12 protein-coding genes and 1 pseudogene are annotated in these 14,467 nt (G+C 71.7%); 8 read left to right on the top strand and 5 right to left on the bottom strand.

Annotated elements, in window-relative coordinates; translation table 11 throughout:
* The first annotated feature begins 87 nt into the window (after positions 1-87).
* Positions 88-717, top strand: a complete 630-nt coding sequence (locus MVG78_RS06295) for a cytochrome b (RefSeq protein WP_247559154.1) — start codon at positions 88-90, stop codon at positions 715-717.
* Positions 718-1,051: 334 nt separating this feature from the next.
* Here MVG78_RS06295 and MVG78_RS06290 read toward each other — a convergent pair whose 3' ends face one another.
* The 5 genes from MVG78_RS06290 to MVG78_RS06270 form a co-directional block, all read right to left on the bottom strand.
* Positions 1,052-1,990, bottom strand: coding sequence for a Bug family tripartite tricarboxylate transporter substrate binding protein (locus tag MVG78_RS06290; protein ID WP_247559152.1), 939 nt, complete (start codon positions 1,988-1,990; stop codon positions 1,052-1,054).
* Positions 1,991-2,134: 144 nt separating this feature from the next.
* Positions 2,135-2,833, bottom strand: a complete 699-nt coding sequence (locus MVG78_RS06285; protein ID WP_247559150.1) for a glutathione S-transferase N-terminal domain-containing protein — start codon at positions 2,831-2,833, stop codon at positions 2,135-2,137.
* 3 nt (positions 2,834-2,836) lie between these two features.
* Positions 2,837-3,826, bottom strand: coding sequence for an SMP-30/gluconolactonase/LRE family protein (locus MVG78_RS06280; protein WP_247559148.1), 990 nt, complete (start codon positions 3,824-3,826; stop codon positions 2,837-2,839).
* 451 nt (positions 3,827-4,277) lie between these two features.
* Positions 4,278-5,489, bottom strand: coding sequence for a M20/M25/M40 family metallo-hydrolase (locus MVG78_RS06275; protein WP_247559146.1), 1,212 nt, complete (start codon positions 5,487-5,489; stop codon positions 4,278-4,280).
* Positions 5,490-5,671: 182 nt separating this feature from the next.
* Positions 5,672-6,364: an MBL fold metallo-hydrolase gene (locus tag MVG78_RS06270; RefSeq protein ID WP_247559144.1), complete on the bottom strand. Its 693-nt coding sequence runs from the start codon at positions 6,362-6,364 to the stop codon at positions 5,672-5,674.
* 326 nt (positions 6,365-6,690) lie between these two features.
* On the opposite strand from MVG78_RS06270, the gene thrC reads away from it, so the two are divergent.
* The 7 genes and pseudogenes from thrC to MVG78_RS06235 all read left to right on the top strand — a co-directional run bounded on the left by thrC (position 6,691) and on the right by MVG78_RS06235 (position 14,455).
* On the top strand, positions 6,691-8,097 hold the full coding sequence (gene thrC / locus MVG78_RS06265; RefSeq protein ID WP_247559142.1) for a threonine synthase: 1,407 nt from the start codon (positions 6,691-6,693) through the stop codon (positions 8,095-8,097).
* 189 nt (positions 8,098-8,286) lie between these two features.
* Positions 8,287-8,835: pseudogene (locus MVG78_RS06260) on the top strand (SLC13 family permease); the annotation flags it as partial.
* 44 nt (positions 8,836-8,879) lie between these two features.
* A complete protein-coding gene (locus MVG78_RS06255; RefSeq protein ID WP_345892877.1) occupies positions 8,880-10,133 on the top strand; it encodes an SLC13 family permease in 1,254 nt (417 codons plus the stop codon).
* Between the two features lie 274 nt (positions 10,134-10,407).
* Positions 10,408-10,812: a hypothetical protein gene (locus MVG78_RS06250; RefSeq protein WP_247559140.1), complete on the top strand. Its 405-nt coding sequence runs from the start codon at positions 10,408-10,410 to the stop codon at positions 10,810-10,812.
* Positions 10,813-11,071: 259 nt separating this feature from the next.
* Complete coding sequence (locus MVG78_RS06245; protein ID WP_247559139.1) at positions 11,072-11,665, top strand: transposase; 594 nt, start codon at positions 11,072-11,074, stop codon at positions 11,663-11,665.
* 160 nt (positions 11,666-11,825) lie between these two features.
* Complete coding sequence (locus tag MVG78_RS06240; protein WP_247559137.1) at positions 11,826-13,091, top strand: M16 family metallopeptidase; 1,266 nt, start codon at positions 11,826-11,828, stop codon at positions 13,089-13,091.
* 23 nt (positions 13,092-13,114) lie between these two features.
* Positions 13,115-14,455, top strand: coding sequence for a TldD/PmbA family protein (locus MVG78_RS06235; protein WP_247560328.1), 1,341 nt, complete (start codon positions 13,115-13,117; stop codon positions 14,453-14,455).
* Positions 14,456-14,467 lie beyond the last annotated feature (12 nt).

The following is a 14,467-nucleotide window of genomic DNA, read 5'->3' as shown; positions in this document are numbered from 1 at the left end:
CGCGGCAGGGCACCGAGATACATGTACGGAATGTCATCCAGCCATCCCACCGGCCGGCGAGCCGCCCCGATCGACCGGAGAAGCCCCATGCCCTCCCCGTCCCGGCCATCCCTGCCCTGGCGTGATACGCCGGACCGCTACGGCCTCGTCAGCCGCGCCCTGCACTGGGGCATGGCCCTCGTCTTCGCGTGGCAGTTCGCCGGCATGGTGGTGAAGGTCACCGTCGGCCGCTCCCCGCTCACCACCTTCCTGGTCGGCAGCCATGCCAGCGTCGGTGCCCTGCTCTTCCTGCTGATCCTGCTGCGCGGCGCCTGGGGCCTGTACAACCTCCGCCGCCGCCCGCCGCACGAGGCCGGCCCGCTCGGCCTCGCCGCCCGCCTTGGCCATCTGGCGCTCTATGCCCTGATGCTGATCGTCCCTTCCCTGGCCCTGCTGCGGCAATACGGCTCGGGCCGCGCCTTCGCGCCCTTCGGCATTCCCCTCTGGCCCGCCTCCGGCGAGCGGATCGAGGCGCTGGTCGCCCCCGCCAATGCCGCGCACGGGCTCCTGGCCTGGACGCTGCTGGCCCTGATCGCCGGCCATGTCGCCATGGTCCTGCTCCACCGCTTCCTCTGGTGCGACGGCGTGCTGGCCCGCATGGCCGGGCGCGGCCCCGCCACCCCGGAACAGCCCGGCCGGAACCCGCCGCACGCCCTGGCCGAAGCCCGGCGCGGCTGACGCCCCCACCCAGCCGCGTGGCAGGCAGGAGGCAGAGGGCACGAGAAGGTGAACTTGCGACTCGCCCGCGCCATGCTTTAGCGTGACTGTCTCGTCATCCCGGCCAGAGGAGGGCTGCATGGTCTGCGACCGCCATCGTCATGGCCCCCTGAATGGCCCCCTGATGGCCCCGCGCGTGTCCCGCAAAGCCGACACGCCGCAGGGCTGAAGCCTCCCGGACGCATCACCCAAGATGCAAGGGCCCGCAGGGTCCTGGCGGATAGGGGGTCCGGGGGAAAGGCAGCGCCGTTCCCCCCGGGACCACAGGCGCGACGGCGGCCCGATCGGCCCCGTCTCAGCTATCCAGCCGGATGCCGAGTTCCCGGATCAGCGGCCGCCAGCGCGCGCTCTCCGTCGCAACGAAGGCATTGAACGCGGCCGGCGACAGGGGCGAGGACTCGATCCCGAGGGTCCGCATCCGCGCCTGCGCCACCTCGCTCCGCACCGCGCCGTTCAGCGCCGCGTTCAGCCGCCCCACCAGTTCGCCCGGCGTGGCCGCCGGCACCGAAAGCCCCTGCCAGCCATAGGCCACCGCATCCGCATAGCCGAGTTCCAGCGCCGTCGGCACCTCCGGCGCGGCCTGGGACCGCCCCTCCCCCATCACCAGCAGCGCCCGCGCCTTGCCGTCGCGCAGGAAGGGGATGCCCGTCGCGCAATCCACCACCACGCTGTCCACGCTGCCCGCGATCAGGTCCTGCATCGCTGCCGGCGCGCCGCGATAAGGCACATGCACCGCCGGGAAGTTCCCCGCCCGCCGCCGCAGCATCTCCATCGCCAGATGATGCGGAGAGGCCACGCCCGCCGTGCCATAGGTCGGCGGGTCCTTCGGCGCCGCGGCCAGGAAATCCGCGAAGCCCTTCGCCGGGTCGTCGGGCCGCACCACGAGGAACAGCGGAAACCGCCCGATGAATCCCACCCCGGTCAGATCGCGGTCCGGGTCATAGGGCAGCTTCGCATAGAGCGCCGGATTGTAGACGAGGTTCCCGTTGTCCGTGTGCAGCCAGGAGTAGCCATCCGGCGCGGCATGGGACACCACCTCGCTGGCCAGCACCGCGCCGCCGCCCGGCCGGTTCTCCACCACCACATTCTGCCCCAGCGCCGCGCCCATTCCCGCGCCGATCAGCCGCGCGAAGACATCCGAGGCCCCGCCCGGCGGATAGCCCACCACCCAGCGGAAGGGATGCTCCGGCCAGGAGGCCGCCCGCGCAGCGCGGCCACCGGCCAGGCCGGCCATCCCCAGAAATCCCAAACCCAGCCCACGTCGTCCCAGCATCGGTCCCTGCCCCACCAACCCGTCCAGCCTATCGCATGACGGGCCCTCGCACATGGCGTGCCACAGCCTCCGAACCTGGGCGAGCCATCCGGCCCAATCCGCTCCTCAGCCCCGCTCCGCCGCCGGCACGGCCCGCGCCACGCCGCCGAAGGCATCGAGCAGCCGCCCGCGCCAGCCATGCAGCACATCCTCCGGCGTCAGCAGCGGCAGCGGGCTCACCACCCGCGCCCACTGGAAGCCGGAAAAGGCGATGTAGTCCCCCGCCCCCGGCGTGGCGCCATGCAGGAAGGGCCGGTCCGACAGCGTCCGCCGCAAAGGCAGCAGCAGGGCACGGAACCCCTCCAGCCGCTCCTCCCGCCCCGCCGTCACCTCCGCCAGCGGCCTGCCGAAGCGCGCCTCACGCGTGCGGATGAAATATGCCCGGTCCTCCGCATCCAGCAGCGCCGGGATGTCGGACACGATCAGCGCCGAGATCGCCGGGTTCAGCACCGTATCCGCCCAATGCGCCACGAAACGCGCCAGCGCCCGCCCGCCCTCGCCGCCGAACAGGCTGGCACGGCCCGGATAGCGGTCCTCCAGATCCTCCAGGATCGCCCAGGAATCATGCACCACCCGCGCCCCGTCGCGCAGCACCGGCACCTTGTCCGTACCCGCATCGGCGATCGCCGCCTTGTCCTTGAAGCGCCAGGGCAGGCTCTCATGCGGCAGTCCCTTGTGCAGCAGCGCCATCCGCGCCCGCCAGCAATAGGGGCTGAAGACCCGCGCCGGATCGCTGCCGCACAGCTCATGCAGACGGATCACCATGCCTCAGCATCCCCGCGTGTTGACGAAAACGCTGTAGAGCGACCGGCACCCCGCCATGAACAGCCGGTTCCGCCGCCAGCCGCCGAAGGCGACATTCGCCACCCGCTCCGGCAGGTCGATATGCCCGATCGGTGCGCCGCTGGCGTTGAACACCCGCACACCGTCCAGCCCGTCGCTCTCCCCGGCGCGCCCCATGCCCCAGCCGCACCAGAGATTGCCGTCCTCGTCCACGCGGAACCCGTCCGGCGTGCCGTCCGCCTCGGCCCGGATCAGCACCCGCGCCTCGCCCAGCGAGGCCCCGTCCGCCGCGACCGGATAGCTCAGGATCTGCCGCGGCTCGGCCCGCGAGGCGACGAGATAAAGCAGGCTCTCATCCGGCGAGAAGGCCAGCCCGTTCGGCCCCGGCACGCCCTCCGCCACCTTGCGCAGCGCCCCCCGCGCCGGATCGGCCCGGTACACGGCGGCGGGGATCTCGGACTCCGCCCGCTCCCCCTCATAATCGCCGCCGATGCCGAAAAGCGGGTCGGTGAACCAGATCGTGCCGTCCGACTTCACCACCACATCGTTCGGCGAGTTCAGCCGCTTCCCCTCGAAGCTGTCGGCGATCACCGTGATCCGCCCGTCATGCTCCGTCCGCGTCACCCGCCGCGCGCCGTGCTCGCAGGTCACCAGCCGCCCCTCGCGGTCGCGCGTGTTGCCGTTGGCGAAGTTCGACGGCTTCCGGAACACGGTGACGCCGCGCGTCTCCTCGTCCCAGCGCAGGATGCGGTTGTTCGGGATGTCGGAGAAGAGCAGGCAGCGATGGTCGCCGAACCAGACCGGCCCCTCGCCCCAGCGCAGGCCCCCGCACAGCTTCTCCACCGCCGCGTTCATCACGCGATACCGGGCGAAGCCGGGATCGAGGTCCCGCATCCGCACATCCGGATAGCGCGCCGAGGCCACCCAGGGTGTCTCGTTCGCCCATTCCGGGCCCGCGAAGTCTCTGCCGCTCATGCCGTGTTCCTTTCCCCCTTGCGCATCACGTCCGCCGCCACAAGCGCGGAAACGATGTTTTCTTCCCGGCGCCCCGCCTGTCCGCCGCACCGACGGACCGGGCAAGCGAGCCAACGGCCACCACCCGGAACCAACCCATCGGGTCCAGGGCCCGCAGGGTCCTGGTGGAGAGGGGGTCCGGGGCGAGAGGCAAAGCCTCTCCCCCGGGGCCGGCCACGAAGCCGAGGCCGCAACAGCCACGACGCAACCCGCGCCGCGAACGCCACGTTCCATGCCTGGAGACAAGCGAGAGGAAACGATGCGCGGCATCCTGTTGTGGCTGATCGGAATCCCGATCCCCGTGATCATCCTGCTGTGGCTGTTCGGCGTGCTGCACTGACACGGCGGCTGCCAGGCTGCGGGCGGAAAGGCACATCCCTTTCCACGCCCGCACCCTGGCGCTAGCCCCATCTCAGGCGGCGCCACCCGCCACGGACACGATGACGCCCAGCGCCGTGGCGATCCCCCTGGCGCTTTCCTCCGGCGCCACGTCGATCCACTCCTCCAGCGAATGCGCCCGCCCGCCCGTGCCGCCCGAGGCCACGGTGATGGCGGGAATGCCCAGGCTGATAGGGATGTTGCTGTCGGTCGAGGACGCTTCCAGCTTCGGCGCATAGCCCCGCGCCGCGATCACCGCCTCCGCCAGCCGCACGATCCGCGCCTCGCGCGGCGTCGTCCCGGCCGGCCGGTCCCCCACCTGCTTCACCTCCACCTGAATGCCGCCGCGCCTCACGTCGCGCGCCGCGTTCTCGTCCGCTGCCGCCTGCGGCAGCGTGGCCAGGAAACGCTCCTCCAGCCGCGCCAGCTCCTCGGCGGATTCCGAACGCAGGTCCACCTCCATCCAGGCTTCCTCCGGGATCGCGTTGATCGAGGTCCCGCCGCCGATCCTGCCGATGGAGAAGGTGGTGCGCGGCACCGCGGGCACGCGGATGCGCGACAGGTCGTCCGCCGCCCGCGCCAGGGCGAAGACCGGGTTCACCAGCCCGAAGGCGCCGAAGGAATGCCCGCCCGGCCCCCGGAAGCTGACGCGGTAGCGCTTGCTGCCCACCGCCCCCACCGTCAGCCGCGCCGTCTCCAGGCTGTCCACGGCGATGAAGCCCACCACCTTGTCGCGCAGCGGATGGACACGGAAGAAGCTCTTCACTCCGCGCAGGTCGCCCGGCCCTTCCTCGCCCACCGAGGCCAGCACCAGGATTCCCGCCTTCGTCCGGATGCCGGCGGCATCCAGCGCCCGCAGGATGGCGAGCTTCACCGCCAAGCCGCGGCTGTTGTCGCCCACGCCCGGTCCGCGCAGTACCGTGCCCTCGCGCCGCACCACCACATCCGTCCCCTCGGGAAAGACCGTGTCGAGATGCGAGCAGATCACCACCAGCCCGGCCTCCGGATCGGTGCCGGGCCGGAGCGCGGTGACATTGCCCTCCGCGTCCCGCGCCACATCCGAGAGCCCCTGCGCCCGCAGCATCTCCGCATAGGCTTCCGCGCGCCGTGCCTCGCCGAAGGGGGGCGAGGCGATCTCGGCGATGCGGATGATCTCCTCCACCGTGCGGCCGTGGTCCTGCCGCACGAAGGCATCCGCCCTGCGGAAGGCCTCGCCGGACAGCAGGCGCGACACCTCGCCCGCCACCTCCGGCCCGCTCCGCGAGGCCAGCGCCCCCGCAACGCGGGCACGGAGGGCATGGTGGGGGCGGACAGGTCGTTCATGGCGGGGGTCTCCGGAATTCCGGGCGCGGAGGCTCCGCCCGTTACACGGCCCGGTCAAGGGCGGGACGGCCACGGAATGCCGCCTCCCCCGCCCGCCACGGATGCCTACCGCGACTGCTCCAGCACATAGACATGCGGCGCGTCCGCCGGCGCCGGCAGGGTCTCCGGCGTCAGCTCCAGGCTCGGCCCGCCGACCCGCGTCACCCGCTCCGGCGGCACCCGCGCCAGGAAGGTCTCGACCGGCTCGATCTGCAGGATGCCGCGCGGGTTGTAGTAGTGCATCGGGATGACCACCTGCGGCCCGATGGCCGTGATCGCCGCGTCCAGGTCGTCCAGCGCGATGGTCGCATGCGCGCCGGCCAGCGCCAGCAGGACATCCACCTGCCCGCGCAGCGCCTCCAGTTGCCGGGGGTCCACCGGATTGCCGATATCGCCCATATGCAGCACCCGCAGCCCGCCCAGCGTGAAGTGGTAGAGCGCATTGGCATCCGGGTCCCGCCCCGCCGCCGCCTGGAAGTCGAAGGTCAGGCTCTCATAGGCGGGAAAGGAGCGGACCGGGATGCCCAGCACCTCCACCCCTTCCGGCGGCAGCTCCAGCGTGTTGATCACCACCGGCCCGCCCAGGACATGGCTCGGGTCGGAATGGAACTCGTCGGTGGCCGAGCTCATCAGCACGAGATCCGCCGGCTCGTCGATCGGGTCGAAGCGGCTGAGCGACGGCTTGTAGGGATCGGTGACCACCGCCACCCCATCCGCCTCCAACCGGAAGCTCGCATGCGCGTAGAACGTGATCTTCATGATGTCCTCCGTGAGTCCCGGGGCGTGCTCCTCGCCGGGCGGCGGGCGCAGACGGCAGGGCCACCGCTCCCGTCGCCTCCGGCCCCGCTTCTTCTTAACGGCCGGCACCAACCCATGTTCCGGATTCTTCCGTGACGCCGGGCCATGGCGCTCCCGAGCGGCCGAGAGGTGGCCATCGGCAGGCATGATAGCGGACAGGCATGCTGGCGGGCAGGCATGCTGGCGGGCAGGCATGCTGGCGGGCAGGCATGCTGGCGGGCAGGCATGCTGACATGCCGGCACGGCATCATGGCATCATCTCCCCTCCCCCGCTATACGCTGCCCCCATGCGATACGTCTCCACCCGCGGCGAGGCTCCGGCCCGCGACTTCCCGGGCGTCCTGCTCGCCGGCCTGGCCGAGGATGGCGGCCTCTTCGTCCCCGAGACCTGGCCCTCCCTCTCCGCCGCAGAATGGCGCGCGATGCGCGGCCTGCCCTACCCGGAACTGGCCGCCCGCATCGTCGGCCTCTTCACCGGCGGCACGATCCCGGACGCCGCCCTGCGCCGCATGACCGGGGAGGCCTACGCCACCTTCACCCACCCCGCCGTGGCCCCGCTGGTGCAGCTCGACACCCGGACCTTCGCGCTGGAACTCTTCCACGGCCCGACGCTCGCCTTCAAGGACATGGCGATGCAGCTCCTCGGCCGGCTCTTCGACCACGTCCTGGCCGAACGGGGGGAGCGCGTGACCATCGTCGGCGCCACCTCCGGCGACACCGGTTCCGCCGCCATCGAGGCCTGCCGCGACCGCGCCAACATCGACATCGTCATCCTGCACCCCCAGGGCCGCACCTCCGAGGTGCAGCGCCGGCAGATGACCACCGTCCTCTCCTCCAACGTCCACAACCTGGCCGTGGAGGGTGACTTCGACACCTGCCAGGACCTGGTGAAGGCGATGTTCGCCGACGCCCCCTTCCGGCGGGAGATGAACCTTTCCGCGGTGAACTCGATCAACTGGGCCCGCGTCGCCGCCCAGATCCCCTACTACGCCTATGCCGCCCTGGCCCTTGGCGCCCCCGACCGCCCGGTCGCCGTCTCCGTCCCCACCGGCAATTTCGGCAACGTCCTGGCCGCCTGGGCGGCGCGGAAGATGGGCCTGCCCATCGGGCGCCTCATCATCTCCTCCAACCGCAACGACATCCTGCCGCGCTTCTTCACGGCCAACGACATGTCCGCCCGCCCGGTGGAGCCCTCCCTCTCCCCCAGCATGGACATCCAGGTCTCCTCGAACTTCGAGCGCCTGCTCTTCGAGCTCCTGGACCGCGACCCCGCCGCCACCGCCCAGGCCATGCGCGCCTTCCGCGAAACCGGCCGCATGCCCGTCCCCGACGCCGCCTGGCGCCGCGCGGCGGACCTCTTCCGCGGCACCGCCCTGGATGACGAGGGCACGCTGGAGGAGATGCGCCGCGTCCACGCCGCCACCGGCTGGCTGCCCGACCCGCACAGCGCCACCGCCACCCACGCCGCCCGCGCCCTGGCGCCGGAGGACCCGGCCATCCCGGTGATCGTCGCCGCCACCGCCCATCCCGCGAAGTTCCCCGACGCGGCGGAACGGGCGGTCGGCTTCCGCCCCGCCCTCCCCCCGCGCCTGGCCGACCTCTTCACCCGCGAGGAGCGCCTGGAACTCCTCCCCGGCGACCTCGCCCAGGTCGAGGCCGCCGTCCGCCGCCACACCCGCCGCAACCGCGCCTGATTAGGCAAACCTGATCCGACCAGGCCGGCGGAACCAGCCCGGTTCCGCCGAACCGCGGAATGGGATAGTCCCGCCCCGGAAACGACCGGGCCGCCCCCAGGGAGAACAGCCCGGGCCGGGCGCCCCCGGCGGCGGAAGGACCGGCATGCCCATTCCCGAATCGCGACACCGCCCCCTCCCCGGCCCCCGATGACCGCCTCGCTCGCCATGGTGCTGGGCCTCCTCGGCCTGGCCATCGGCATGTTCGTCACCGGCCGCCCCCGCACGGATGTGGTGGCCCTGCTCATGCTCCTCCTCCTGCCGCTCACCGGCACCGTCACGGTGCCGGAGGCCCTGGCCGGCTTCGGCGATTCCAGCGTCCTCCTGGTGGCCGCCCTCTTCGTCGTCGGCGAGGGCCTCGTCCGCACCGGCATCGCCCGCCAGCTCGGCGACTGGCTGCTCGCCCGCGCCCATGGCAGCCCGACCCGCCTGCTCGTGCTGCTCATGCTGATCGTGGGCCTCACCGGCTCGGTGATGAGCTCCACCGGCGTGGTGGCCATCTTCATCCCCGTGGTGCTGCGCATCTGCGCCCGCCTCCGCATCCCGCCCGGCCAGCTCATGATGCCGCTCAGCACCGCCGCCCTCATCAGCGGCATGCTCACCCTCGTCGCCACCGCCCCCAACCTCGTGGTCCAGGCGGAGCTGACGCGGCAGGGCCTGCCCGGCTTCGGCTTCTTCGCCTTCACCCCCTTCGGCCTGCCCATCCTCCTGCTCGGCACGGGCTACATGCTGCTCGCCCGCCGCTGGCTCTCCGGCGCCCTGGCCGAGGACGGCCCCCCCATGCGTCCCGGCAGGGCGCCCACACCACCCTGCGCCAACTGGTCGAGGACTACAGCCTTCAGGACCGCACCCACCGCCTACGCCTGCGCGCCGGCTCCTCCCTGGCCGGCCAGCGCCTCGACAAGCTGGCCCTGCGCGCCCGCCACGGCCTCAACGTCATGGCCGTCGAACGCCCCGCCCGCTTCGGCACGGAAATCTTCAGCCCCACCGCCGAGACGGTGCTGCGCGCGGGCGACGAGCTGCTGGTGGAACTCCCCGCCACGCCGGAAGCCCTGGCGGAGATCGCCCAGCGCCTGGGCCTCCAGCCCCTGCCCATCGAGCGCTCCGACCTCGCCCAGCGCCCCCGCGCCGTCGGCATCGCCGAGATGATCGTCACCCCCGGCGCCGAACTCGTCGGCAAGTCGGTGCTGGAGGCGAAGCTGCGCTCCCGCCTCGGCCTCACCGTGGCCGGGCTGCGCCGCGGCAACGCCCCGCTGGACGAAGGCATGCTGGAAAAGCCCCTCCAGGCCGGCGACTCCCTCCTGGTGGTCGGCCCCTGGGCGGATATCCGCCGCTCCCAGCGCGGCCGCCGCGACCTCCTCCTGCTGAACCAGCCGGAGGACCTGGAGGAACTCACCCCCGCCGCCACCCGCGCCCCCTACGCCCTGCTCAGCCTCGCCGTCATGGTGGCGCTCATGGTCACCGGCCTGGTCCCGAACGTCATGGCCGCCTTCATCGCCGGCCTCCTCATGCTGGGCTTCCGCTGCCTGGACATGGACAGCGCCTACCGCGCCATCCACTGGCCCAGCCTGGTCCTCATCGTCGGCATGCTGCCCTTCTCCCTCGCCCTCCAGCGCACCGGCGGCATCACCCTCGCCGCCGACGCCCTGATCGCCACGGTCGGCCCCGCCGGCCCCCACGCCCTGCTGGCCAGCCTCTTCGCCCTGACCGCCGTGACCGGCCTCTTCATCTCCAACACCGCCACCGCGGTGCTCATGGCCCCCGTCGCCATCGCCACCGCCCAGGAAACCGGCCTCTCCCCCTACCCCTTCGCCATGATCGTGGCCCTGGCCTCCTCCGCCGCCTTCATGACCCCCGTCTCCTCCCCGGTGAACACCCTCGTCATGGGCCCGGGCCGCTACCGCTTCGGCGACTTCCTCCGCATCGGCCTGCCCCTCGCCGTGCTGGTGATGGCGGTCAGCGTGCTTTTAGTGCCGCTCGTCCTGCCGCTGCGTTGATCTGGCCGCCGTCGCGCCGTCCCGGAAGGCCTTGCCGGCCTTCGGCGCCGAAGTAGTGCTTCGGCCCCCCATACCTCCAGTCTATGGACAAAACCCTTGCACTTGCCGCACTGGAAGTTGCTGACCCGGTTGGCTGTTACCGATGAACAGATGTGAAAATTCGCCTGACGATGATCGAGTTCCCACCCTGAGCCAAACAGGTGTTCCTGGTGAAATAGCCACACCTCCGGCCAAGCCAAATGCAACAGGATGTGCATTTCCGGCCCTGGTTATCATGACCTACCTCATCCTACCGGTTGCAGGTGGCCTGCTCGGTCTGATCACTGGCGTGACGTCTTCCATCGTTCTTCTTTTTGTGCCGGGCTGCTTGGCGGCCTGGGTAGGCTGGATCATGGCTGATAGCCCAGCTCAGCCTGTTCAAACACTCAAGCCGAAGTGGATCTATGTCGGGGCTCTGACCTGCTGGACGCTTCTGGTCGTTGGCATCTCTGCAACGCTCTTCGACCTGCTGGCACCACGTGATGGACTGGGAACCATCTTCGTAGCAGGCATGTTTTCGCTGCTTGTTTTCACGCCATTGATGCAATTCGTTCTGTTCCGGATCGGCATCCGCACCAAGACGGCTTGGGCATCGTCGAGACGGCACAAGCCGTTGTCCCTCAGCCGACCCTCAGAATAGCCATTGGCCACACAGCCCCCAATGCAGGTCTGCTCCCACCCGTCTCGGCCAATTCCGATCGGCTTCTCCCCCATGGATCAAACCACAGGCTGACGGCCCCCGCCGACCCATTCAAGCCCAGTGTCGGGGGGACCAGGAGCGAGGCAGAGCCTTACCCCCGGGGGCCACCACCCAGGCCACACACCCACAAAGACAAAACCGCAGCCCCCACAAATAGGAAAACTTGCCTAATCACCCCCACTTATGCCATCCTCCCCCCATGCGCCCCAGCCCCCTCCCAATCCCCCATCCCTTCCACCCGATGACCGAGGCGGAATGGCGCGCCCTCGCCCCCCACCTCCCCACCCACCCCACCGGCGCCGGCCGCCCCGCCGACCGCCGCCACCGCCTCGACGCCATCTTCCACGCCGCCCTCACCCAGTCCCCCTGGGCCGCCCTGCCGGAACGCTTCGGTAATCCCGGCACGGTCGCCCGCTATTTCCGCCGCCTCACCCATGCCGGGTTGTGGCAACGCCTGCTCACCGCCCTCGCCACCACCCCGCCCGGCCACCCTCTCCACGCCCTGGCCCACCGCATCTGCCGCGCCGCCCGCCGCGCCCACCGCATTCTGGGCCTCGGCCTCATCCTGCTCGCCCGGCGGCTCGACCTGCGCGCCGCCCTGCCCGGCCCGCCCTGGCTGCTGCCCGATCCGGATTTGTCCGCAACCCTCGCCTGCGCGAAGATTCCGCCCTTTACAGGTGCTTACGGCACCGTCACCCCGTATCGCCGCTTGGTGCGGGGCCTCGCCGCCCTGCACCGCACCGCCGCCGGCCGCGCCCGCATCCCGCGCTCCCTGCGCCTGGGCTGGGCCTGACCCCCGCCATGCCCCACGCCATGCCCACCCGCCGGATCAGCCCTTTCGCCCCCGCCCCGTCGCAGTTTCGGGCCGCCGCGCCTACATTGCGCTGGATAGGACAGCACGCCCTGCCCAGGACCGGGCCGGGCCCCGAAAGAATGGAAGACCGAACGCCCCCATGAGTGATGCCGTGCGCCTGACGCGCCTCCCCAACGGCCTGACCGTCGTTTCCGACACCATGCCCCGCGTGGAGACCGCCTCGATCGGCGCCTATGTCCATGCCGGCACGCGCGACGAACGCGCCGAGGAAAACGGCGTCTCCCACTTCCTGGAGCACATGGCCTTCAAGGGCACCGAGCGCCGCGACGCCGCCGCCATCGCGCGGGAGATCGAGGATGTCGGCGGCCACCTCAACGCCTACACGGCGCGGGAAAACACCGCCTACTACGCCAAGGTGCTCAAGGACGACCTGCCGCTCGCCGCCGACATCCTGGGCGACATCCTCACCCATTCCTCCTTCGCGCCGGAGGAGGTGGAGCGTGAGCGCGGCGTGATCCTGCAGGAGATCGGGCAGGCCAACGACACGCCCGACGACATCGTCTTCGACCACTTCCAGGCCACCGCCTACGGCAACCAGGCCATGGGCCGCCCCACCCTCGGCCCGGCCGCGATCATCGAGAAGATGCCGCGCGACGCGCTGCGCAACTACATGCGCCGCCACTACGGCCCCTCCCGCATGGTGGTCGCCGCCGCCGGGGCGCTGGAGCATGAGGCGCTGGTGGAGATGGTCGGCCGCCACTTCGCCGACCTCCCGGTGCCAGAGGTGCACGAGGCCGAGCCCGCCCGCTACACCGGCGGCGAGTTCCGCGAGGAGCGGGAGCTGGACCAGGTCCATGTCGTGCTGGGCTTCCCCGGCCCGGGCTATGGCGACCCGATGCACTACCCGACCATGCTGATGTCCGGCCTGCTCGGCGGCGGCATGTCCTCCCGCCTGTTCCAGGAGATCCGGGAGAAGCGCGGCCTCGTCTATTCCATCTACTCCTTCCACTCCCCCTTCCGGGACAGCGGCATGTTCGCGATCTATGCCGGCACCGGGGAGGATCAGGCCGCCGAACTCGTCCCGGTGACGCTGGAGGAGCTCCGCCGCGTCCAGCATGACGTGACGGAGGAGGAGCTGAACCGCGCCAAGGCCCAGCTCCGCGCCTCCCTCCTGATGTCCCTGGAATCCACCGGCAGCCGCTGCGAGCAGCTCGCCCGCCAGCTCCAGGTCCATGGCCGCATCATCCCGGTCGAGGAAACCAAGGCGAAGATCGCCGCCGTGACGGTGGAACAGGTCCAGGCCGCCGCCGCCCGTGCCTTCCGCGGCACCCCCACCCTCGCGGCCCTCGGCCCCATGGGCAAGGTGCCCTCCCTCGCCACCATCGCCGAGAAGCTGGCGGCGTGAGCGCCGCCGGGATGGGGGGCCGGATGGAGAGCCATCTGGCGCGGCTGGGCGACCTCGTCGCCGCCGCGCGGGCGGCCGGGGCGGATTCAGCCGATGCGGTGCTGATCCGTGGCACCACCCTCTCCGTCGCCCGCCGTCTCGGCAAGGTGGAGCGGATCGAGCGCGCCGAGGGCGTGGAGCTCGGCCTGCGGGTCTTCCTGCACAGCCGCTCCGGCCGCCGGCAGGCGATCGTCTCCACCTCCGGCACCGATCCCCTGTCCTTCCCGGCCCTGGCCGAGCGGGCCGTGGCCATGGCCCGCGCCGTGCCGGAGGACGGCTTCGCCGGCCTGCCCGACCCGGCGAGATTCACCCCGCCCGAGCTCGACCTCACCAGCGGCGCCCGCCCCGATGTCGCGGAACTGACCGCCCGCGCCGCCCAGGCCGAGGACGCCGCCCTGGCCATCCCCGGCATCACCAATTCCGAGGGCGCCGAGGCCGGCTGGTCGCACCGCGACGTCGCGCTCGTCACCTCCACCGGCTTCTCCGGCGCCTATGCGCGCTCCGCCCACCACCTCTCCATCACCGCCCTGGCGGGCCACGGCACGGGGATGGAGCGCGACTACGACCACGTCTCCACCGTCCACCTCTCGGACCTCGACGACCCCGCCATGCTGGGCCGCGAGGTGGCCGAGCGCGCCGTCCGCCGCCTGAACCCCAGCCGCCCCGCCACGGCGCGGCGCACGGTGGTCTACGCCCCCCGCGTCGCCGCCTCGCTGCTTGGCCACCTCGCCGGCGCGCTCAACGGCGCCGCCGTGGCGCGCGGCACCTCCTTCCTGCGCGACGGCATGGGCCAGCCGGTCATGGCCCGCGGCCTGACCGTCCGCGACGACCCCACGAAGCCCCGCGCCCTGCGCTCCCGCCCCTTCGACGGAGAAGGCCAGCCCGGCGCCTCCCTCGCCCTGGTCGAGGACGGCACGCTCCGGAGCTGGCTCCTGGACGCCCGCTCCGCCCGGCAACTCGGCCTGCCCACCACCGGCCACGCCGCGCGCGGCCCCTCCTCGCCACCCTCCCCGGCCCCCAGCAACCTGTGGCTGGAACCCGGCCCCCTCTCGCCCCAGGCGCTGATGGCCGATCTCCGCGAGGGCCTCTACGTCACCGAACTCATCGGCCACGGCGTCAACACCCTGACCGGCGACTACAGCCGCGGCGCCGCCGGCTTCATGATCCGCGACGGCCAGCTCGCCGAACCGGTCAGCGGCCTGACCATCGCCGGCAACCTGCGCGAGATGTTCCTCGCCATGACCCCGGCCAACGACTTGCGCTTCCGCCGGGGCACCGACAGCCCGACGCTGCGGATCGAGGGGCTGACGGTGGCGGGGGGCTGACCCCCCCGCCCG

It is taken from the genome of Roseomonas gilardii subsp. gilardii (assembly GCF_023078375.1).
Classification (GTDB): domain Bacteria; phylum Pseudomonadota; class Alphaproteobacteria; order Acetobacterales; family Acetobacteraceae; genus Roseomonas; species Roseomonas gilardii.
Note: the sequence above shows the minus strand (reverse complement) of the source record. Positions and strands in the feature narration are given on the sequence as shown.

Bases quoted from the DNA above. Each gene is read 5' to 3' on its own strand.
- MVG78_RS06270 (WP_247559144.1), bottom strand. From the start codon at position 6,364: ATGAAGATCACGTTCTACGCGCATGCGAGCTTCCGGTTGGAGGCGGAT.
- MVG78_RS06245 (WP_247559139.1), top strand. From the start codon at position 11,072: ATGCGCCCCAGCCCCCTCCCAATCCCCCATCCCTTCCACCCGATGACC.
- MVG78_RS06240 (WP_247559137.1), top strand. From the start codon at position 11,826: ATGAGTGATGCCGTGCGCCTGACGCGCCTCCCCAACGGCCTGACCGTC.
- thrC (WP_247559142.1), top strand. From the start codon at position 6,691: ATGCGATACGTCTCCACCCGCGGCGAGGCTCCGGCCCGCGACTTCCCG.
- MVG78_RS06290 (WP_247559152.1), bottom strand. From the start codon at position 1,990: ATGGCCGGCCTGGCCGGTGGCCGCGCTGCGCGGGCGGCCTCCTGGCCG.
- MVG78_RS06235 (WP_247560328.1), top strand. From the start codon at position 13,115: ATGGAGAGCCATCTGGCGCGGCTGGGCGACCTCGTCGCCGCCGCGCGG.
- MVG78_RS06285 (WP_247559150.1), bottom strand. From the start codon at position 2,833: ATGGTGATCCGTCTGCATGAGCTGTGCGGCAGCGATCCGGCGCGGGTC.
- MVG78_RS06280 (WP_247559148.1), bottom strand. From the start codon at position 3,826: ATGAGCGGCAGAGACTTCGCGGGCCCGGAATGGGCGAACGAGACACCC.
- MVG78_RS06295 (WP_247559154.1), top strand. From the start codon at position 88: ATGCCCTCCCCGTCCCGGCCATCCCTGCCCTGGCGTGATACGCCGGAC.
- MVG78_RS06250 (WP_247559140.1), top strand. From the start codon at position 10,408: ATGACCTACCTCATCCTACCGGTTGCAGGTGGCCTGCTCGGTCTGATC.